Below are 21,045 nucleotides of genomic sequence, written 5' to 3'. Positions count from 1 at the left end.
CGCGCCCGTCCAGAATCCTCCTTATTCCATTGTCGTATTTCGACATGCAGTTGTCGCAAATAGTCGGCTAGCGATACTTTTTTCTGGCAACTATGTATGCACAGCGCGGACGCACGTCCGCCACGCTATGGAGATTTCGATGAATTCCCCAAAGGTAGTAGTCGAAGGGCTATGCAAGGTGTTCGGCAACAGCCCCAAGCAGGCGATCGACATGCTCGCCGGCGGCGCGACGAAAGAAGAAGTCTTTGCGCGCACCGGGCAGATCGTCGGCGTACATAACGTTTCCTTCGACGTCAAGGAAGGCGAGATCTTCGTGCTCATGGGCCTTTCCGGTTCCGGCAAATCGACGTTGATCCGTTTGATCAACCGTCTCGTCGATCCCACCGCCGGCAAGGTGCTGATCGATGGCCGCGACGTGGCGGCCGTGCCGCGCTCGGAACTCACGGCGCTGCGCCGCAAGGACATGAGCATGGTGTTTCAGTCCTTCGCGTTGATGCCGCAGCGCACCGTGCTTTCGAACGCCGCGTTCGGTCTGGAAGTCGCGGGCGTCGGCAAGAAGGAACGCGAGAAGCGCGCGATGACCGTGCTCGAACAAGTCGGCCTTGCATCGTTCGCGCAGAAGTTGCCAGCGCAACTATCGGGCGGGATGCAGCAGCGCGTGGGGCTCGCGCGGGCGCTGGCGGTGAATCCCTCGCTGATGATCATGGACGAAGCGTTCTCCGCGCTCGATCCGCTCAAACGCAAGGAAATGCAGAACGTCCTGCTCGACTTGCAACGTGAGCAGCAGCGCACGATTCTCTTCGTCTCGCACGATCTCGAAGAAGCCATGCGTATCGGCACGCGCATCGCGATCATGGAAGGCGGCCGCGTGGTGCAGATCGGCACGCCGCAGGAAATCATCCAGAACCCCGCCGACGACTACGTGCAAGCGTTCTTCGACGGCATCGATACCAGCCGCTATCTGACCGCCGGCGACCTCATGCAGACCGATGTCGTGCCGCTCATGAAGCATTCGCCGCAGATCGACGCATCGAGCGTGGCGGAGACGCTCAACGGCAGCGCGGACTATGCGTTCGTGCTCGACGGCGAGCGGCGCATTCGCGGTTTCGTCGGGCGCGATTCGAACGGCAATCCGGTGCCGCAGATCAATCACATCGAGTGTATCGAGCGCAACATGACGCTCGATGACGTCGTGCATCGCGTGGTCGCGAGTCCCGCGCCGCTGCCGGTGGTCGACGCCGAGGGTTTCTATTGCGGTTCGGTCAACAAGTCGAACGTCCTGAAGGTCTTAACCCGCCATCGAGGTTCCCATGTCTGAAATCATTCCGCTCGGTAGCTGGGTCGATCACGGCGTCCATTACCTGCTCGACCACGACGCCAAGACGTTCGATTCAATCGGCAAGGTCATCGAGAGCTTCGCCGCTTTCATCGAACACAGCCTGCAGGCCGTCCCGATGTGGGCGCTCATGGCCATCTTCGTCGGCATCGGCTTGTGGCGCGTGGGCTGGCGCTTTGCCGCCTTCACGTTGCTCTCGCTCTTGCTGATCTACGCGACCGGCTTCTGGGATCAGATGGTCATCACGCTTGGTCTCACACTCTCGTCGACCTTCATCAGCCTGTTGCTCGGAATTCCGCTCGGTATCTGGACGGCGAAGAGCAAGGTCGTGGAGATGGCCGTTCGTCCCGTGCTCGACTTGATGCAGACGATGCCCGCCTTCGTGTATCTGATTCCCGCCGCGATGCTGTTCGGCCTCGGCCGCGTGCCCGGCATTCTTTCGACCGTGATCTTCGCGATGCCGCCCGCCGTGCGTCTTACGTCGCTCGGTATCAAGCACGTGAACCGCGAGATCGTGGAAGCGGGTCAGGCGTTCGGCTGCACGCCGTGGCAACTGCTCTACAAGGTGCAGATTCCCAACGCGCTGCCTTCGATCATGACCGGCGTGAACCAGACGATCATGATGGCGCTGTCGATGGTCATCATCGCGTCGATGGTGGGTGCGGGCGGTCTCGGCAACGACGTGCTCGCGAGCATTCAGCGTCTGGATATCGGCCTCGGCTTCGAGAGCGGCTTGTCCGTCGTGTTGCTGGCGATCATTCTGGACCGTATCACCGAGAGCTTCGGCCGTTCGCCCGGCATGGCGCGCGCCCCGCTTCTTTCGGGCATTCGCAGCGTCATGAAGGTGCGCCGCGCACCGGCCGCGCAACAAGGCTGATGCGCTCATGAAACGCGACGCGCTCGTTCCGGCTGCCTCGGAATCGCCGTTGTCCAACCTCGCGCACTTCGGCTTCCTCACGCTGCCGAATTTCTCGATGATCGCGTTCACGAGCGCGGTCGAAGTGCTGCGCATGGCCAACTACGTCGGCCGCGCGCAGCACTACACGTGGTCGGTCATCACACCGGATGGCGAGCCTGCTCGAGCAAGCAATGGCATCACCGTGAAGCCAACCACGACGCTCGACGAAGCCGGCATGCCCGATGTGCTCATCGTCTGCGCGGGCTGGCACGTGACGGATCACGTGGACGATACGATCATCGAGCTATTGCAGCGCGTGCACGAAGCGGGCGTTCCGCTCGGCGGCATTTGCACCGGGCCTTATGCGTTGCTCGCGGCCAAGCTGCTCGACGGCTATCGCTGCACCGTGCACTGGGAAGACATGTCGCCGCTCAACAAGCGCTTCCCGCATGTGCGTTTTGCCGATGAGCTCTTCGTGATCGACCGCGACCGCATGACTTGCACGGGTGGCACGGCGCCGCTCGATCTCATGCTCAATCTCGTGAGCTTGCGGCTTGGCCAGGCGCATGCGGCGCAAGTGTCGGAGCAGTTCATCGTCGAACGCATTCGCTCTTCGACGGACTATCAGCACATTCCCGTCGATGCGCGCGTCGGCTTTTCGCGTGCCGAACTCGTCGAAGTGGTGCGCCTGATGGAAGCGAATATCGAAGAGCCGCTTTCGCTCGAAGAACTCGCGCGGCTCGTGCATCTGTCGCAACGACACTTGCAACGCATGTTCAAGATGTTCCTCAATGTATCGCCGACGCATTACTACTTGACGCTTCGCTTGCGGCGCGCACGCGAGTTGTTGCGCAACACGGATGCATCGATTGCGCGCGTCACCAGCATCTGCGGATTCCATTCGCCTTGTCATTTCAGCAAGGCGTATCGCGCGCAATTCGGGCACGCGCCGAGTGTGGAGCGGCGTCTGTCTGCTTGACCTAATCGACATCGTTCTGGCTTCGCGCGTTCTTCATGGACCGCGCGTGAGCCTCTCATCGTCAATTGAAAACAGCAACGGGAGATAAGGCATGAATCGTTCGTGGATCGCATCGTTTGCTTTCGCGGTAACTTGCGCTGCGAATGCGGCAGAACCCGCTGCATGTAAGAACGTGCGTTTCGCCGATGTCGGATGGACCGACATTGCCGCGACCACCGGGCTTGCATCGACGGTCCTGCAGGGACTTGGTTATAGCCCGACGAAAACGATCGCATCGGTGCCGATCACCTTCGCTGGCGTGAAGAGCAAGCAGATCGACGTGTTCCTCGGCTACTGGTCGCCGACCATGGATCCGATGATCGATTCGTTCAAGAAAGCGAATCAGGTGAAGGTGCTGCCGACGCCGAATCTCATCGGTGCAAAGTACACGCTGGCGGTGCCGGAATACGCGTACAACGGCGGCATCAAGACGTTCAGCGATATCGCGAAGAACTACGACAAGCTCGACGGCAAGATCTATGGTATCGAGCCGGGCAACGACGGTAACGCGCTCATCAAGAAGATGATCGACAGCAATCAGTACGGGCTCGGAAAGTTCAAGCTGGTTGAATCGAGCGAGGCGGGGATGCTTGTCGAAGTGAATCGCGCCATTCGCGACAAGAAGCCGATAGTGTTTCTGGGCTGGGAACCGCATCCCATGAACGTCCAGATGAAGATCGATTATCTGTCGGGCGGCGACGATGTCTTTGGCCCCAACTACGGCGAAGCGCGCGTGCTGACCGTGACGCCGACCGATTACGACACACGTTGCCCGAATGTCGCGAAGCTCGTATCGAATCTGCGGTTCACGACGGACATTGAGAATCACGTCATGCTGCCGATCGTGAACAAAACCGACGCCAACAAGGCCGCGCGCGAGTGGTTGAAGCAGAATCCCGCGGTGCTCGATAAATGGCTCGCAGGTGTCAAAACGTTCGATGGCAAGGACGGGTTGCCGGCGGTGAAGGCTTATGTCGCCGGCAACTGAAGGTCAGGTGCGATAGTCCGTCTTGCCGCCCTCGATCATGCGCAAGGCGGCTTGCCATTGCAGCGCGATGATCCCTTCCGACTCGTCCCTGCGATACTGCGCGGCAGTCGTTTCGCAAACCTTCTGCGAAGGCAGATTCAGCTCGCCGCCGCCCGCGAGCGCACGCAGTTGAATCTCGCAGGCGCGTTCGAGGAAATACATCTCTTGAAACGCCGAGGGAATCGACGAGCCGCAAGTGAGCAGCCCGTGATTGCGCAAGATCATCGCGTTATGCAGGCCGAGATCGTTGACGAGCCGGTCACGTTCCGCGAGATCGAGCGCAATGCCTTCATAGTCATGGTAAGCAATGTGCCCGTAATACTTGAGCGCATGCTGGCTGATCGGCAGAAGCCCCTGTTTTTGCGCCGATACCGCCGCGCCCGCCGCCGTATGCGTATGCACGACGCACACGACATCGTGACGCGCCATATGAATGGCCGAGTGAATGGTGAAGCCCGCCGGATTGACGAGAAACCGCTCCGGATAATCCTGCGCCGCCGGATCCACCGCGCGTCCTTCGCTATCGATCAAAACGAGGTCCGACGCGCGCATCTCGTCGAAGAGCACGCCGTATTTGTTGATGAGGAAGTGATGCTCCGGCCCCGGCACGCGCGCACTGATGTGCGTGAAGATCATGTCAGTCCAGCGAAAATGCGCAATCACGCGGTAGAGCGCCGCCAGATCGCAACGCAGCGCCCATTCTTCCTTCGAATAACCGTGGTTCTCCATGCCGTTCCTCCTTGGGTTGTAAGCCGCGGATAACGTGGATAGATCGTGTTAGATCGCCTGTGCGCGGCCCGGGAAAGTCTCGTCGTAGTCCAGCGTCTGATTCTCTTCTTCGGCGTTGCCAGAGCCGCCTTGTTCACGATACATCATCGGCGGAAGACCGTATTGCTTGCGGAATTCGCGGCCGAGATGCGAGGCATCGGAAAAGCCGCAACTCGATGCAATATCCGCTACCGTCTTGTCCGAACTCGTGAGCAGCCACGCCGCCGTGCGCAAACGCACTTGCTTTGCGTAGGCTTGCGGCGCCTTGCCGGTTTCCGCCTTGAACAGACGTTCGAGTTGACGCGTGGAAAGGTCCAGCTTGTGCGCGAGTTCGTCGAGCGTGAGCGAGCGTCCCACGTGCTGTTCCATCAGCAGAATGGCGCGCTTGACCTTGGGATGCGTCGCCGGCGCAAGTCCCGGCGGATGCGGCTGAGGCGCGTTGCCCTTCTGCATGTCGTCGACGAGGAGAATGCGCAATGCCTTTTGCACCGTCGCGGTCTCGAAGTGACGCAGCAGGATGGCCGCCGCGACATCGATGGATGCGCGTCCGCCCGAACACGTAATGCGCCGCCTGTCGATCACGAAGAGCCGGTCCGCCACGAGCGCCTGCTCATCCACGTGCGGAAAGCGTTCGACGAAGTCCCAGTAGTGAAACCAGCTCACGCAGATTCGATGCCCTTCCAGCACGCCCGCACGCATCAGCGAGAACACGCCCGTGCACATGCCGACGATGGTTGCATCGAGTGCGGCGGCGCGGCGGATGAACTGCAAGGTGGCATCGCTTGCGGAGGGCCCCGAGTGCAAGAGACCGCCGACCACGACGACGTAATCGAAGTGCTCGGCCTGATCGAAAGTCTCCCACGGCGTGATCTGGATGCCGCAGCTTGCGCGCACGGGTGCGAGCGTCTCGCCGATCACGCTCCACGAACAGCGCACGGGGCGGCTGAAATCGCCTTCATCGGCGGAAAGGCGCAAGAGATCGACGAAACCGGAGAACGCGGTCAGCGTGAAGTTCGGCAACAGCACGATGCCGAAGCGAATACGCGATTTGGATTGACCGTCGATGGAAAGCGGCGGAAGCGATTCTGCGGGGTTCATGCGCGTGAAGTGCGGCGGCCTGGAAGTATGCCGCGAGCATATCACTCGTGCGTGGAGCACGGGCGCATGGTCAGAAATGAGAAGGGCCGCAATACGGCGGCCCTGAAGGAAGACTAGTTGCCCAGCACGGCGATGGCCCAGGCGAACGCCGAGCCGACGAGCGCGCCGGTGGTTCGGCCGAGCAGGCTTGCGACGGTGTAGTCGGCCCAGCGCTGTTCGACTTCGGCCTTCAATACGCCGAAGTAACGCAAGGCGGGATCGACGCAACACGCGATCATCAACGCGGCCCAGGTGGGCGCTTCGCGCGTGAGAACGTGTTCGGGAGAAATGATGTCGATGGCCTGAAGCAAGCCGACCACCGCGGCGCCGACAATGAAAGCAAGAGTCCAGGATTTGAAGAACTGATCGGGAAGAGCAGAGCTTTGCATGGATACAGAAGACGAAGGAACAACAGAGAAACGAGCGACGCGTCAAGCCTTGAAGGGTGGCCGCTCACGGACTTAGGGAATATACCGAGACGTCCTCTTTCGGCCCGTAGGATCAGTCTCAAAAATCCCGCGATCTGCAACGAAGCTGCGCAAAAACGCGCCAACCTCGAAATGCTCTGCTACCGCGCGCGTTCGCGTGGCGGACTCATGCGGCGACTTTCGATCAAACGTCATGAACCTTGGTAAATCCGTCATTGGGGCGAGCGTTCCCGCGCGCTGACGCCGCCATCCCATTTCGATGCCGCTTTTGTTCTATCGGACGGATTTGCGGTTTGGTGCAATGAGCACAGTCGCGAAAGGTGGGCAAGCGGCCCATGATCCAACCAGGAATGCACATGAACGTCAGCGTTTTCGATCTGTTCAAGATCGGCATCGGTCCTTCCAGCTCGCATACCGTCGGGCCGATGATCGCGGCGTGCCGCTTCGCCTCGCACATCGAGGACGCGAATCTGCTTGGCTTCGTCACGCGGGTGCGCGCTGAACTGTTCGGCTCGCTCGGCGCCACCGGCAAGGGCCACGGCACCGACAAGGCCGTGCTGCTCGGCCTGGAAGGCAATCTGCCCGATCTGATCGATCCCGACCTGATCGCGCCGCGCCTCAAAGAAATTCGCGAGACGAAGCGCCTGATGTTGCTCGGCAAGCATGCGGTCGCGTTCGAAGAGCGCGAACACATCGGCTTTTATCGCAAGCTGATGCCGGGCGCGCCGGGATCGAGCATCGTGCATCCGAACGGCATGCGCTTTCAGGCGTTCGACGAGAACGGCCAGCTGCTCGTCGAGAAAGAATACTTCTCGGTCGGCGGCGGTTTCGTCGTGAATCGCGAAGGCGATCGCGTCAACGGACTGCGCGCGGGCGGCAGCGTGCCGTATCCGTTTCGCACCGGCGACGATCTCATGCGCGTGTGCAAGGAGACAGGTCTGTCTATCGCCGACGTCACGTTGCAAAACGAGTGCGCGAATCGCAGCGAACAGGAAGTGCGCGAGGGCATGCTCGCCGTGTGGCGCGTGATGGCAGCATGCGTCGAGCGCGGCTGCAAGGAGCGCGGCGAGTTGCCGGGACCGATGCACGTCAAGCGTCGCGCGGCGGATCTTTCGTCGCAACTGCGCTTTCGTTCCGAAGAGTCGTTGCGCGATCCGCTTTCGATGCTCGACTGGGTCAACCTCTATGCAATGGCCGTCAACGAAGAGAACGCGGGGGGCGGCCGCGTCGTCACCGCGCCGACCAATGGCGCAGCGGGCGTGATCCCCGCCGTGCTGCACTACTACGTGAAGTTCATGCACGGCTCGAACGACGATGGCATCGTGCGCTTCCTTCTTACGGCAGCCGCCATCGGCATCATCTACAAGGAAACGGCTTCGATCTCGGGTGCCGAAGTGGGCTGCCAGGGCGAAGTGGGCGTGGCCTGCTCGATGGCCGCCGCCGCGCTGGCATCGGTCATGGGCGGCACGCCCGCGCAAGTCGAGAACGCCGCCGAAATCGGCATGGAACATAACCTTGGCATGACCTGCGACCCGGTGGGCGGCCTCGTGCAGATTCCCTGCATCGAGCGCAACGCCATGGGCGCGATCAAGGCCATCAACGCCGCGCGCATGGCGATGAAGGGCGACGGCCAGCATTACGTCTCGCTCGATTCGGTCATCAAGACCATGCGCGAAACCGGCGCCGATATGAAAACGAAATACAAGGAGACGTCGCGCGGCGGACTGGCCGTCAACGTCATCGAATGCTGAATTCAGTACGTCACGAAGGAAAGGAAACACCATGACCCGCTATTCGATCTTCAGCCTCTTGCGCAACGGCATGTCGTATCACGAGAACTGGGAGCGCCAGTGGCGAAGCCCCGAGCCCAAGCGCGAATACGACGTGGTGATCGTCGGCGGCGGCGGGCATGGTCTTGCGACGGCGTATTACCTGGCGAAGGAACACGGCATCACGAATGTCGCGATCCTGGAGAAGGGATGGATAGGCGGCGGCAATACCGCACGCAACACGACGATCGTGCGCTCGAACTATCTGTGGGACGAATCTGCGGCTTTATACGAAAAGGCAATGAAGCTGTGGGAAGGCCTTTCGCAAGACCTCAACTACAACGTCATGTTCAGCCAGCGCGGCGTGATGAATCTCGCGCATACGCTGCAGGACGTGCGCGATACCGAACGCCGCGTGAACGCCAACCGTCTCAATGGCGTCGATGCCGAGTTCCTCACGCCCGCGCAGATCAAGGAAATCGAACCGACTATCAATCTCAATAGCCGCTATCCGGTGTTGGGTGCGTCGATTCAACGGCGCGGCGGCGTCGCGCGTCACGATGCCGTGGCGTGGGGGTTCGCGCGGGGCGCGGATCAGGCGGGCGTGGACATCATCCAGAACTGTCAGGTCACGGGAATTCGGCGCGACGGCAGCCAAGTCACGGGCGTCGATACCACCAAGGGTTTCATCAAGGCGAAGAAGGTCGCGGTGGTCGCGGCGGGCAATACGACATCGCTTGCGGATATGGCCGGCGTGCGTCTGCCGCTCGAAAGCCATCCGCTGCAGGCGCTCGTGTCCGAGCCCATCAAGCCGGTAGTCAACACGGTCGTCATGTCGAACGCGGTGCACGCTTACATCAGCCAGTCCGACAAGGGCGATCTCGTGATCGGCGCGGGCGTCGATCAATACACGGGCTTCGGGCAGCGCGGCAGTTTTCAGATTATCGAAGGCACGCTAGAGGCTATCGTCGAAATGTTCCCGGTGTTCTCGCGCGTGCGCATGAATCGCCAGTGGGGCGGCATTGTCGATGTCTCGCCGGATGCTTGCCCGATCATCAGCAAGACGGATGTGAAGGGCCTCTATTTCAATTGCGGCTGGGGCACGGGCGGCTTCAAGGCGACGCCGGGCTCGGGCTGGGCGTACGCGCACACCATCGCGAAAGACGAGCCGCATGCGCTGAATGCGCCGTTCTCGCTGGAGCGCTTCTATACGGGTCATCTGATCGACGAACACGGCGCGGCTGCCGTGGCGCACTAATCGCACTTTAGGGAGTTAGGAACATGTTGCTGATCGAATGCCCCTGGTGCGGCCCGCGCGCCGAAAGCGAATTTTCCTGCGGCGGCGAAGCGGATATCGCGCGCCCGCTCGAAACGGACAAGCTCACCGACAAGGAATGGGGCGATTACCTCTTCATGCGCAAGAACTCGCGCGGCAAGCATCGCGAACAATGGATGCATGCGCAAGGCTGCCGTCGCTGGTTCAAGGCGCAGCGCGATACGGTTTCATACGAGATTCAGGGCTACGAGACGTTCGACCGTCCGCTTGCCGTGATGGACACGAATAACGGAGGCACGTCGAAATGAGCCAGAAAGACCGACTCGGCGCGGGTGGACGCATCAACCGCGCGATTGCGTTGACGTTCACCTTCAACGGCAAGACGTACCAGGGTTTTCAAGGCGATACGCTCGCCTCCGCGCTGCTCGCCAACGGCCAGCATTTCGTTGCGCGTAGCTGGAAGTATCACCGGCCCCGCGGCATCGTCACGGCAGGTGTGGAAGAGCCGAATGCCGTCGTGCAGTTGGAAACCGGCGCGTACACGGTGCCCAATGCGCGTGCCACCGAAATCGAGCTGTATCAGGGACTCGTCGCGACGAGTGTGAATGCGAAGCCGAGCATCGAGAACGATCGCATGGCCGTGAATCAGAAGATCGCGCGCTTCATTCCAGCGGGCTTCTACTACAAGACCTTCATGTGGCCGCGCAAATTCTGGCCGAAGTACGAAGAAGTGATTCGCGATGCAGCGGGTCTCGGCAAGGCGCCCGAGCAACGCGACGCGGATCGTTACGACAAGTGCTTCGCGCATTGCGACGTGCTCGTGGTCGGCGGCGGTCCTTCGGGACTCGCGGCGGCGCATGCGGCGGGTTTGTCGGGCGCGCGCGTGATTCTCGTCGACGATCAAAGCGAACTCGGCGGCTCGTTGCTCTCGTGCCGCGCGGAGATCGATGGCAAGCCCGCGCTGCAATGGGTGCAGAAGATCGAAGCCGAACTGCGCAAAATGCCCGACGTGAAGGTACTTTCGCGCAGCACGGCGTTCGGCTATCAGGATCACAACCTCGTGACCATCACGCAGCGTCTGACCGAGCATCTGCCGGTGTCGTTGCGCAAGGGCACGCGGGAACTGCTGTGGAAGGTGCGCGCCAAGCGCGTGATTCTCGCGACGGGCGCGCACGAGCGGCCTATCGTGTTCGGCAACAACGATTTGCCGGGCGTGATGATGGCTTCCGCCATATCGACGTATCTGCATCGCTATGCGGTGTTGCCGGGACGTCGCGCGGTCGTGTTCACCAACAACGATGACGCGTATCAGTGCGCGCTCGATCTGAAGGCGGCCGGCGCGGACGTCACGGTCGTCGATCCGCGCCCGGCGGAAACGAAAGGCGCGTTGCCTGCTGCCGCGCGTCGCTATGGCGTGCGCGTCATCAACGATGCGGTCATCACGGCGGCGCACGGCAAGCTGCGCGTGTCGTCAGTGGAAGTCGCGGCTTATGCGAAGGGGCAAGTCGGCGCGAAGCAGTCCGACCTGCAATGCGACCTCGTGGCGATGTCGGGCGGCTGGAGTCCCGTGTTGCATCTCTTCGCGCAATCGGGCGGCAAGGCGCACTGGCACGAGGATAAAGCCTGCTTCGTCCCCGGCAAGGCCATGCAACTGGAAAGCAGCGTGGGCGCGTGCGCGGGCGAGTTCTCGCTGGCGCGCGGCATCCGCTTCGCACTCGATGCGGGCGCCGACGCAGCGCGCGCGGCAGGGCTTATCGTCGCGCGGCCGAATCCGGTGCAAGTGGCCGAGATCACGGAAGCGCCGTTGTTGCCGTTGTGGCTCGTCGGTGGACGCGAACTCGCGACGCGCGGCCCCAAGCAGTTCATCGACTTCCAGAACGACGTCTCCGCTGCCGACATCTTTCTCGCGGCGCGTGAAGGCTTCGAATCGGTCGAGCACGTGAAGCGTTATACGGCGATGGGCTTCGGCACCGATCAAGGCAAGCTCGGCAACATCAACGGCATGGCGATTCTTGCGCAAGCTCTGAACAAGACGATTCCCGAGACCGGCACGACGACCTTCCGCCCGAACTACACGCCGGTTTCCTTCGGCACGTTCGCGGGCCGCGAACTGGGCGAGTTTCTCGATCCGGTGCGCAAGACGGCGGTTCACGAATGGCACGTTCAGAACGGCGCCGCGTTCGAGGATGTCGGCAACTGGAAGCGTCCCTGGTACTACCCGAAGGCGGGCGAGGATATGTACGCGGCAGTCGCGCGCGAATCGCTCGCAGTGCGCGAAAGCGTCGGCATTCTCGATGCATCGACGCTCGGCAAGATCGACATTCAAGGCCCGGATGCGGCTCAGTTGCTGAACTGGGTCTATACGAATCCGTGGAGCAAGCTCGAAGTCGGCAAGTGCCGCTACGGTCTCATGCTCGACGAAAACGGCATGATCTTCGACGACGGCGTGACCGTGCGCCTGGCCGACCAGCATTACATGATGACGACCACCACCGGCGGCGCGGCGCGCGTACTCACGTGGCTCGAACGCTGGCTGCAAACCGAATGGCCCGACATGCGCGTGCGGCTTGCCTCCGTGACGGATCACTGGGCCACGTTCGCGGTCGTGGGACCGAACAGCCGCAAGGTGCTGCAGAAGGTGTGTCACGACATCGACTTCGCGAACGCCGCGTTCCCGTTCATGAGCTATCGCGAGGGCACGGTGGCGGGTGCATCGGCGCGCGTGATGCGCATCAGCTTCTCGGGCGAACTCGCGTATGAAGTGAACGTGCCGGCCAATGTCGGACGCGCGGTGTGGGAAGCCATCATGGAAGCGGGCGCGGAATTCGACATCACGCCCTACGGCACCGAAACCATGCACGTGTTGCGCGCGGAGAAGGGCTACATCATCGTGGGCCAGGATACGGACGGCTCGATGACGCCTTACGACCTCGGCATGGGCGGGCTAGTCGCGAAGTCGAAGGACTTCATCGGCAAGCGTTCGCTCACGCGTTCGGACACCGCCAAGCCGGGACGCAAGCAGTTCGTCGGTCTGCTCTCGGACGATCCTTCGTTTGTCATCCCGGAAGGCTCGCAGATCGTCGCGGGTCCGTTCCAGGGCGACTCGGCGCCAATGCTCGGTCATGTCACATCGAGCTATTTCAGCCCTATTTTGAAGCGCTCGATTGCGCTTGCCGTGGTGAAGGGCGGTCTCGACAAGATCGGCGAGGCGGTCACCATTCCGCTTTCGAGCGGCAAGCAGATCAACGCAAAAATCACCAGTTCGGTGTTCTACGACAGCGAAGGAGCACGTCAGCATGTGGAATGAAACCAGAGGTTCCTCGACGGTCGTCGATCGCGTCACGGTTGGACAAGGGGTGTGGCAGGAGTCACCGCTCGTCGGCGCGGATGCGTTGCTGAAGGCGCATCAGGCGGGCTCGCCGAAAGCGTTTCGTCTTTCCGAGCGGCCGTTTCTCCAACTCGTCAACGTGCGTGGCGATACGCGCGATGCGGCCTTCGTGCAGGCCGTGCAAAGCGTGATTGGCTGCGCGCCGCCCGACAAACCGAACACCACCGCGCGCGGCAATGGCTACGACATGCTGTGGCTCGGCCCCGATGAATGGCTCGTGCGCTCACTGACCGCGCACGATGCCGCACGCCCCGCGCCGCTCGAAGCGAAGTTGCGCGACGCGTTCAAGGGCGCGTTCGCGGCAGCGGTGGATATCGGCAGCGGCTATACGGTGCTCGAAATCGATGGGCCGCGCACGCGCGATGTCCTTTCACGCGGATGCCCGCTCGACCTGCATCCGAAAGTATTCGGCGAAGGCCAGTGCGCGCAGAGTCATTACTTCAAGGCTTCGCTCACGCTCGTGCCGTTGGGCGGTGACCGCTTCGAACTGATCATCCGCCGCAGCTTCGCGGACTACTTCGTGAAGATCATGCTCGATGCCGCCGAGCCCTTGCTCGCATGAAGCCGTTCGAAACGCTTGCCATGGGCGGACAGGGCTGGCGCGTCGTCGTCGATGAACTGATGGTGACGACGCGCGTCGGCTTGTACGAGCATGAGCATCGTGCGCCGCAGCCGGTTGCTATCGATGCAAGCCTGCGCTATCGAAGCACGCCGCATGAATCGACGGATGGTCTTATCGATTACGAAGCGTGGTGCGATCGCGTGAGTGCGTTTCTCGAAACGAAGCCGCATACGCGTTTGCTCGAAACGCTCGCGATGGAAATCGCCGCCTTCTCCTTCGATGAATGGCCCGCGCTCGACGGTCTCACGCTCGCGTTGCATAAGCCCAAGATTCGCGAAGGCACGCGCCGTCTTGCGTTGGAACTCGACTGGCGTCGTGCCGATTTCGACGCGTGGCGCGCACAGAACGCAGCCGCGCTTCAAGCTTCCTGACCTTCACGACGATGACTTCATCGCGCGACACGGCGGCGTTGCTTTCCGAGCGCGCGGTCAAGGAGCGCGATGCGAACGCGGCGCTCGCGCTTCTCGAACGCAGCATTGCGTTGAAGCATCGGCGGATTGCGTTGATTCGCTATCTGCATGCGCAGTATCTCGACGCGCCGCTCGATGCGCGTCACCACGAGTACGTGAAGGCCATCGCTGCAAAGCTCAGCGTGGATGCGCTCATGCGTATTGCCGCGGCGGCGCGCGCACGCTATGACGCATGACGCGTACGTTCCATCCCGATGACGCGAATCTTCTATGTTGCGGATTTATGTCGGCGTCTACTGAAAACGCTTTGACTTCTGTACGCCACGTCCACGCGGTTAGCGCCGCATCGAGAGAGGGATGACATGTCCACCGCCACGCAATCGCGCGCGAGCGCTGCTGCACGGCTAGAACGCCTGCCGTTCTCCGGGTATCACCGCACCATTTTCATCATCATTGCCGTTGCGTTTTTCTTCGATTCGGTGGACCTCGGCACGATGACCTTCGTGCTCGGTTCGATCAAGACGGAGTTCGGTTTGTCGACCGCGACTGCGGGCCTCGTTGCAAGCGCAAGCTTCTTCGGCATGGTGCTCGGCGCGGCCGTCGCGGGCTTGCTTGCGGACCGCTTCGGACGCCGGCCCGTGTTCCAGTGGAGCATGGTGCTGTGGGGACTGGCGTCGTACCTGTGCTCGACGGCGCATTCCGTCGATGCGTTGATCTTCTATCGCGTGCTGCTTGGTATCGGCATGGGAATGGAGTTTCCTATCGCGCAGACGTTGCTCTCCGAGTTCGTGCCGACGGCTTCACGCGGCAGACTGATTGCGTTGATGGATGGCTTCTGGCCGCTGGGATTCATCGCGTCGGGCGTGGTGTCGTACTTCGTGTTGCCGCAGTTTGGCTGGCGCACCGAGTTTGCGTTGCTTGCGATACCCGCGGTGTTCGTGCTGATCGTGCGGCGCGTGGTGCCCGAGTCGCCGCGATGGCTCGAACATCACGGACGTATCGAAGAAGCGGATCGCGTGCTCGATGAAGTCGAGGCGAAGGTCATGAGGGCTAGCGGCTTGCGTGCGTTGCCTGCGCCTTCGATGCTGGCGGAACCGCCTGTCAGGAAGGGATCTGGAGCGTTTCGTGAGATCTGGAGTGCGGCATACAGGCGTCGCACGATCATGGTTTGGGCGCTTTGGTTCTTTGCGTTGCTTGGCTTCTATGGATTGACGTCGTGGCTCGGCGCGTTGATGCAACAGGCCGGTTTTGCCGTCACGAAGTCCGTGCTTTATACGGTGCTGATCTCGCTTGGCGGCGTGCCGGGTTTCTTGTGTGCGGCGTGGCTCGTGGAACGGTGGGGACGCAAGCCGACTTGCATTGCATCACTTTTGGGTAGCGGGTTGATGGCGTACTTGTATGGCCAGACCGCGTTGCATGCCGAAACGCCGACGCTCCTGATCTGCGCGGGACTTGCCATGCAGTTCTTCCTCTTCGCGATGTGGGCCGTGCTTTATACCTATACGCCAGAGTTGTATGGGACCGGCGCGCGCGCGACGGGGTCGGGGTTTGCATCGGCGATCGGGCGTGTCGGGTCGTTGATCGGGCCTTATGTCGTTGGCGTCGTGTTGCCGGTCTTCGGACAGGGCGGAGTCTTTTCGCTGGGCGCCGCCTGTTTTGTGGTGGCGGCGTCGGCGGTTTGGATTCTTGGGATCGAGACGCGCGGGCTCGCGCTGGAGACGCTGGTTTCGGAGGCGGAGGTGGTGGAAGGGAGCGGGGTGCTGGTTTCGGCTCGGGAGTGAGGGATCGCGGCGTGGCCCACACCGATGATCCCGAAGGCCGATGGTACGATGTAAAAAAACGAACATCTCACTTCAAAACGAAAATCGGCGAGAGACGGGACAAAGCCAGCGTATGACACGTTTATTCTTGCCCGGACCCAAGCGGCAACCAGTCCCGCGCCATGTTGTTCGATCGACCTCGCGCGCGGGATTTCCCCGATGAACAAGCATCCCGCGCAGCCTGACATGCAGGCAATCACGCCGCCCGATCGCGCGACGCTCCTTCGCGAAATCGACCGGACCGCGTGCTGGGATATCGTGGTGATCGGCGGCGGCGCGAGCGGTCTAGGCACGGCTGTCGATGCCGCGTCGCGCGGCTATCGCACCTTGCTGCTCGAAGCGCGGGACTTCGCGAAGGGCACGTCGAGTAAGGCGACCAAGCTCGTGCACGGCGGCGTGCGTTATCTCGCGCAAGGCAACATCCCGCTCGTGCGCGAGGCTTTGCATGAACGAGGGCTGCTTGCACGCAATGCGCCGCATCTGGTGAACGCGCTGGGTTTCGTCGTGCCCGCTTACCGCTTAACCGACAAGCTGTTCTACGGCGCCGGCTTGAAGGTCTACGACTGGCTTGCGGGCGCGTTGAATCTCGCGCCGAGTCGTGGTCTCGGTCTGCGCGAAACGCACGACAAGGCGCCCATGCTCGCCGGCAATCTGCAGGGCCGCGCGCTCCGTGGCGGCACGCTCTACTATGACGGCCAGTTCGACGACGCGCGCCTCGCCATTGCACTCGCGCGCACGGTTTTCGATCTCGGCGGCATCGCGCTCAACAATGCGGCAGTGCGCGGTATCGAGGTGGATCGCGCGGACAGGACGCATCGGATTGCCTTCGAAGACACCGAAACGGGCGATGCCTTCTCAGTGCGCGCCCGCTGCGTGGTCAACGCAACCGGCGTCTGGGTGGATGCCATTCGCGCAATGGACGATCCCCGCGCGCGTCCCATCGTGGCGCCGAGTCAGGGCGTGCATCTCACGTTGCCCGGCCGCTTCCTCAAAAGCGATAACGCCATTCTCGTGCCGAAGACGAAAGACGGCCGTGTGCTGTTCGTGGTGCCGTGGCATGGGCAGACTATCGTCGGCACGACGGATACACCGCAGAGCGACGTGCCGCTCGAACCGCGTGCAAGCGACGCGGAGATCGACTTCATCCTGAGTTCGGCGGCAGATTATCTCTCGCTCAAACCGACGCGCGACGATGTCTTGAGCGTGTGGGCCGGCCTGCGTCCGCTCGTGAAGGGCGATAGCGGCGCGTCGACGGCGGCGCTGTCGCGCGAGCATACGATCGAATCGAGTTCCACCGGAATGATCACGGTGACGGGCGGCAAGTGGACGACGTATCGACTGATGGCGGAACAAGTGGTCGATCTGGCCATTGCAAACGGTCTGTTGGCGGCTGCGCCATGCCGCACGCGCTCGTTGCCCTTGCATGGCGCAACGGGCGTGCAAAGCGGGTACTACGGTTCGGATGCGGGGATCATCGAACGATTGCCGGGCGCGGACACGTTGCTCGTCGAAGCAGGCGGCCTGACCGAAGCGCAAACGCGTTTCGCGGTGCGCGCGGAGCTGGCGCGTTCGGTCGAAGACGTGCTTGCGCGCCGTAATCGCGCGCTCTTTCTGGATGCCGCCGCAGCACGTGCGGCGGCGCCCGAAGTGGCGCGCATCATGGCTCAAGAACTCGGCCGCGACGCTGCCTGGGAGTCCGCGCAAGTCGCCAGTTTCGAAGCCTTCGCCCGAAACTGGACCTTGCGTTGATGCGCTGAAGTAAGCGTCAGAACGCGTGCCGCATGCCGATCATCGCGATGAACTGCGACGGCCCGGACGACGGCGTGGTGTTCTGCGAATCGCCGACCACCGCGACTGCATCCGAAATTCTCACACGGCCCGCGCCATTCGCGATCAAAGACTGACCGCTTGCGTGCTGATAAGCCTGCAACGCGTAGAACGTGGTGCGCGCGGACAAAGCATAAGTCTGCGACAGCGAAATCTGTTGATAACGCGCCGGGTCATTCACGCCGTTCGACTTGCTGGCCCGCGTGTAGCTGTAGCCCGCCGCTGCGGCGAAAGCAGGCGTGAAACGATACGACGCAATCGCGCCGTACGAGTTGAACACGGCTTCGTCCGAGAACAATGAGTGCGCGCCCGGTGCGTATTGCACGTTCGAATAGTTCAGACCCACCATCAGGTCCTTGAGCGTGTAGCGCGCGGCAGCGGCGATCATCTGCACGCCGCCCGACGTGGCGTAGCCGTTGTTGACCGGCGAATTGTTGGCGAAGCTGCCGATGGCGCTGCTCGTCGCGACGTCTTTAAGGTGCACATAACCCGCTGCGATCGAGACGGGCTTGAAGTCGTAGCGCAACGCCGCGCTGAGGTTGGAGCCGCTCGCAATGCTGCCGGCTTCGCCGCCGAGTCCGGCTTGTGCGGCGAGCGTCAGACCCGCGATGTTCGGCGAGACATACGAGACCGAGTTATTGAAGCGCAGCGTGGTGTCGAGCGCATCGACATCGCCGGGATGTGCGCCGGTCGCGCCCGTGAGCGCGCTGGTCGGGCCGAGCGCGCCGACGAGATTGAAGTAGGGCGTGTATTGCCGCCCGAGCGTCAGCGTGCCGTAACGGTCGTTGGAGAGACCGGCATAGGCTTGTCGATTGAACATGCCCGCGGAGCTTGCCGCTGCGCCGTTCAGGGAATTGAAGCCGCTCTCCAGACGAAACACGGCTTTTGTGCCGCCGCCGAGATCTTCCGCGCCCAGCAGGCCAAACTTGCTCGCCTGCAAACTGCCTTGCGACATATACACGTTCGACGAGCCGCGCTGATTGCTGGCATAGGCGAAGGCGTTATCGACTACGCCGTACAACGTGACGCTGCTCTGCGCTGCCGCCGATGCGGACACGACCGCCGCTGCGAGCGGCAGACACGCGATGGCAAGCGCGCGCGTGGGTTGAAGCTTTGAGACTTGCATTGCTACTTCGGTCCTTCAGTTTAAAAGTGTTGATCAAATGTTGATGTTCAAGGTCAGATGTAGCCAACCCTGTTCGGTGCGCTCACTGATCACCGTGCCATTCGTGCATGAAGCACGGCGCGCGTCGGAAGCGGGCACGCTGATGCGCACTTCGTTCTGCGAGCGCGGCATGTTACCTGCTCGTTCGACGGCGATTCGCAACGTTTCGTGGTCGCTGTGTATTCGCACGCGCCAGCGGCCTTGTTCGCCGCGACGCCCTTCGCTTTAGCCGTCACATTTATTTCCATTCGGTACGGCGACGGGAACGCTTCGGAATACGAATGGGCTGCGATCGTAATAATTGAGATGAAGACGAGGCACTAGGGAAAACCATGCGTCGGATGCAAAGGTCGCCGCCGGTTATCGAGCCGAAGAGTTCGGCTCGGAGGAGGTTTCTCTGGAAATGCTCAGATGCGCGAGGTGGCGGAGTCGCTCGTCACGTCACTTTTCGCACGCTCGACCAGTTCCTTCTGCAACCAGCCGCTGTGGCGCGCGCGCTTGCCGTTCGCCACGAAGTACGGCGTCTCGACGCGTGGCAAGGCTTCGCGCCCGCGAATGCGATCCGCGATCTTTTCCGCGAGCATGATGGTCGGCGCGTTGAGATTGCCCGTCGTGATCTGCGGCATGATCGACGCATCCACTACGCGCAAGCCTTCCATGCCGTGCACGCGTCCTTCGGCATCGACCACGGCCATATCGTCGTAACCCATCTTGCACGAGCACGACGGGTGATATGCGGTCTCCGCTTTCGCGCGGATGAAGGCATCCAGATCCCGGTCGCTCATGCGCTTTGCGCCGGGATTCAACTCGCGTCCGCGATACTTGCTGAGCGCCGGCTGCTGCATGATTTCGCGCGTGATGCGAAGCGCATCGCGGAACTCGCGCCAGTCGAGCGGATCGGCCATGTAGTTGAAGAGGATGCCCGGATGCGCGTGCGGGTCGCGTGACGTGAGCTTGACGCGTCCACGGCTGGGCGACCGCATCGACCCGACATGCGCCTGAAACCCATGCATCTCGATGGCATTCGAACCGTTGTAATTGATCGCCACCGGCAGAAAGTGATACTGGATGTTCGGCCACGGATCGTCATCGCGCGTGCGGATGAAACCGCCCGCCTCAAACTGATTGCTAGCGCCTATGCCCGTGCCCTTCAGAAGCCATTCGAGCCCGATAGCAGGCTGATTACGCAGTTGCAGCGCGGGATAAAGCGAGACCGGCTCCTTGCATTCGTATTGCATGTACATCTCGAGGTGATCCTGCAGATTCTCACCGACTCCCGGCAGATCGTGCACCACGGGAATCTCGAGTTCCCTGAGCCAGCTCGAACGCCCGACACCGGAACGCTGCAGCAATTGCGGCGAAGCAATGGCGCCGCTGCATATGAGCACTTCACGCCGCGCATGCGCGCGCACGCGTTGTGCGCCATGCAGATAAGCCACGCCAGTCGCGCGCTTGCCCGAGAACAACACACGGTCAGTAGTTGCATGGGTAACTATCGTGAGATTGCCGCGATGCTTGGCGTGATCCAGATAACCACGCGCCGTGCTCGCGCGCCTTCCGTTCGGCGTGACGGTACGATCCATCGGTCCAAAGCCTTCTTGCCGATAGCCGTTGAGATCGTCCGTACGCGGATAACCCGCCTGCACGCCTGCTTCGACCATCGCCGCGAAGAGTGGATTGTTGCCGGGTTTGCTGGTCGTGACATGAACGGGACCGTCGCCACCGTGATACTCGTTCGCACCGATATCGCGTGTCTCCGCTTTGCGGAAATACGGCAGACAGTCGAGATAGCTCCACTTTGCAAGACCCGGCCGCGTGGCCCAGTTGTCGTAGTCGAGCGCATTGCCGCGTATGTAGCACATGCCGTTGATGAGCGACGATCCGCCGAGTCCCTTGCCGCGTCCGCATTCCATGCGACGATCGTTCATATGCGGTTCGGGCTCGGTTTCATACGCCCAGTTGTAGCGCCGCCCTTGCAGCGGATAAGCAAGCGCCGCCGGCATCTGCGTGCGAAAGTCCAAGCGATAATCCGGGCCGCCCGCTTCGAGCAGCAGCACCGTCACGTCCTCGTCTTCGGTGAGACGCGAGGCAAGCACGTTGCCCGCCGATCCCGCGCCCACGATGATGTAGTCGTATTCCATCGCGCTCATCGAAAG

General features: G+C 61.8%; 19 protein-coding genes. 13 read left to right on the top strand and 6 right to left on the bottom strand.

The genetic code is table 11. The features are described from left to right. Nucleotides 1-139: 139 nt before the first annotated feature. The 4 genes from ACYQ47_RS06185 to ACYQ47_RS06170 all read left to right on the top strand — a co-directional run bounded on the left by ACYQ47_RS06185 (nucleotide 140) and on the right by ACYQ47_RS06170 (nucleotide 4,240). Entirely contained in the window at nucleotides 140-1,318 is a 1,179-nt protein-coding gene (locus tag ACYQ47_RS06185; protein ID WP_250466396.1) for a quaternary amine ABC transporter ATP-binding protein, read from the top strand. Further along, entirely contained in the window at nucleotides 1,311-2,213 is a 903-nt protein-coding gene (gene choW, locus ACYQ47_RS06180) for a choline ABC transporter permease subunit (protein ID WP_244829016.1), read from the top strand. The genes ACYQ47_RS06185 and choW overlap by 8 nt, the downstream gene beginning before the upstream one ends. Before the next feature lie 7 nt (nucleotides 2,214-2,220). Continuing rightward, entirely contained in the window at nucleotides 2,221-3,213 is a 993-nt protein-coding gene (locus tag ACYQ47_RS06175) for a GlxA family transcriptional regulator (RefSeq protein WP_250509764.1), read from the top strand. A 91-nt stretch (nucleotides 3,214-3,304) separates the two neighbouring features. Next, nucleotides 3,305-4,240, top strand: coding sequence for a choline ABC transporter substrate-binding protein (locus ACYQ47_RS06170; protein ID WP_250509765.1), 936 nt, complete (start codon nucleotides 3,305-3,307; stop codon nucleotides 4,238-4,240). Nucleotides 4,241-4,243: 3 nt separating this feature from the next. Here ACYQ47_RS06170 and ACYQ47_RS06165 read toward each other — a convergent pair whose 3' ends face one another. From ACYQ47_RS06165 to ACYQ47_RS06155, 3 genes are all read right to left on the bottom strand, one after another. Continuing rightward, the gene (locus ACYQ47_RS06165; protein WP_459904761.1) at nucleotides 4,244-5,008 is read right to left on the bottom strand and encodes a class II aldolase/adducin family protein; all 765 of its coding nucleotides are present in this window, start codon (nucleotides 5,006-5,008) and stop codon (nucleotides 4,244-4,246) included. A 48-nt stretch (nucleotides 5,009-5,056) separates the two neighbouring features. Further along, on the bottom strand, nucleotides 5,057-6,145 hold the full coding sequence (locus ACYQ47_RS06160; RefSeq protein ID WP_244829020.1) for a GlxA family transcriptional regulator: 1,089 nt from the start codon (nucleotides 6,143-6,145) through the stop codon (nucleotides 5,057-5,059). 113 nt (nucleotides 6,146-6,258) lie between these two features. Then, nucleotides 6,259-6,573, bottom strand: a complete 315-nt coding sequence (locus ACYQ47_RS06155) for a hypothetical protein (RefSeq protein ID WP_250466403.1) — start codon at nucleotides 6,571-6,573, stop codon at nucleotides 6,259-6,261. A gap of 395 nt (nucleotides 6,574-6,968) precedes the next feature. Between ACYQ47_RS06155 and ACYQ47_RS06150 the strand changes: the two genes are divergently transcribed. The 9 genes from ACYQ47_RS06150 (at nucleotide 6,969) to ACYQ47_RS06110 (ending at nucleotide 17,646) form a co-directional block, all read left to right on the top strand. After that, a complete protein-coding gene (locus tag ACYQ47_RS06150) occupies nucleotides 6,969-8,363 on the top strand; it encodes an L-serine ammonia-lyase (protein WP_459904760.1) in 1,395 nt (464 codons plus the stop codon). 31 nt (nucleotides 8,364-8,394) lie between these two features. Then, nucleotides 8,395-9,639 (top strand): sarcosine oxidase subunit beta family protein, encoded by a 1,245-nt coding sequence (locus tag ACYQ47_RS06145; protein WP_244829023.1) that lies wholly within the window; start codon nucleotides 8,395-8,397, stop codon nucleotides 9,637-9,639. A 23-nt stretch (nucleotides 9,640-9,662) separates the two neighbouring features. Then, entirely contained in the window at nucleotides 9,663-9,965 is a 303-nt protein-coding gene (locus tag ACYQ47_RS06140) for a sarcosine oxidase subunit delta (protein WP_244829024.1), read from the top strand. Continuing rightward, nucleotides 9,962-12,964, top strand: coding sequence for a sarcosine oxidase subunit alpha family protein (locus tag ACYQ47_RS06135; RefSeq protein WP_459904759.1), 3,003 nt, complete (start codon nucleotides 9,962-9,964; stop codon nucleotides 12,962-12,964). The genes ACYQ47_RS06140 and ACYQ47_RS06135 overlap by 4 nt, the downstream gene beginning before the upstream one ends. Further along, on the top strand, nucleotides 12,954-13,607 hold the full coding sequence (locus ACYQ47_RS06130; RefSeq protein WP_250466411.1) for a sarcosine oxidase subunit gamma: 654 nt from the start codon (nucleotides 12,954-12,956) through the stop codon (nucleotides 13,605-13,607). The genes ACYQ47_RS06135 and ACYQ47_RS06130 overlap by 11 nt, the downstream gene beginning before the upstream one ends. Continuing rightward, complete coding sequence (locus ACYQ47_RS06125; RefSeq protein WP_459904758.1) at nucleotides 13,604-14,038, top strand: dihydroneopterin aldolase; 435 nt, start codon at nucleotides 13,604-13,606, stop codon at nucleotides 14,036-14,038. The genes ACYQ47_RS06130 and ACYQ47_RS06125 overlap by 4 nt, the downstream gene beginning before the upstream one ends. Nucleotides 14,039-14,049: 11 nt before the next feature. After that, a complete protein-coding gene (locus ACYQ47_RS06120; protein ID WP_459904757.1) occupies nucleotides 14,050-14,313 on the top strand; it encodes a hypothetical protein in 264 nt (87 codons plus the stop codon). Nucleotides 14,314-14,439: 126 nt separating this feature from the next. Further along, a complete protein-coding gene (locus ACYQ47_RS06115) occupies nucleotides 14,440-15,858 on the top strand; it encodes an MFS transporter (protein WP_244829029.1) in 1,419 nt (472 codons plus the stop codon). A gap of 198 nt (nucleotides 15,859-16,056) precedes the next feature. Further along, complete coding sequence (locus ACYQ47_RS06110; RefSeq protein WP_459904756.1) at nucleotides 16,057-17,646, top strand: glycerol-3-phosphate dehydrogenase/oxidase; 1,590 nt, start codon at nucleotides 16,057-16,059, stop codon at nucleotides 17,644-17,646. A 16-nt stretch (nucleotides 17,647-17,662) separates the two neighbouring features. Here the strand turns inward: ACYQ47_RS06110 and ACYQ47_RS06105 are convergent, their stop codons facing one another. From ACYQ47_RS06105 to betA, 3 genes are all read right to left on the bottom strand, one after another. After that, a complete protein-coding gene (locus ACYQ47_RS06105) occupies nucleotides 17,663-18,850 on the bottom strand; it encodes a porin (RefSeq protein ID WP_459904755.1) in 1,188 nt (395 codons plus the stop codon). A 33-nt stretch (nucleotides 18,851-18,883) separates the two neighbouring features. Further along, a complete protein-coding gene (locus ACYQ47_RS06100; RefSeq protein WP_244829032.1) occupies nucleotides 18,884-19,021 on the bottom strand; it encodes a hypothetical protein in 138 nt (45 codons plus the stop codon). A 275-nt stretch (nucleotides 19,022-19,296) separates the two neighbouring features. Beyond that, a complete protein-coding gene (gene betA, locus ACYQ47_RS06095; RefSeq protein WP_459904754.1) occupies nucleotides 19,297-21,039 on the bottom strand; it encodes a choline dehydrogenase in 1,743 nt (580 codons plus the stop codon). Nucleotides 21,040-21,045 lie beyond the last annotated feature (6 nt).

The organism is Caballeronia sp. HLA56 (genome assembly GCF_054655155.1).
This window is presented reverse-complemented; position numbering and strand designations above follow the sequence as displayed.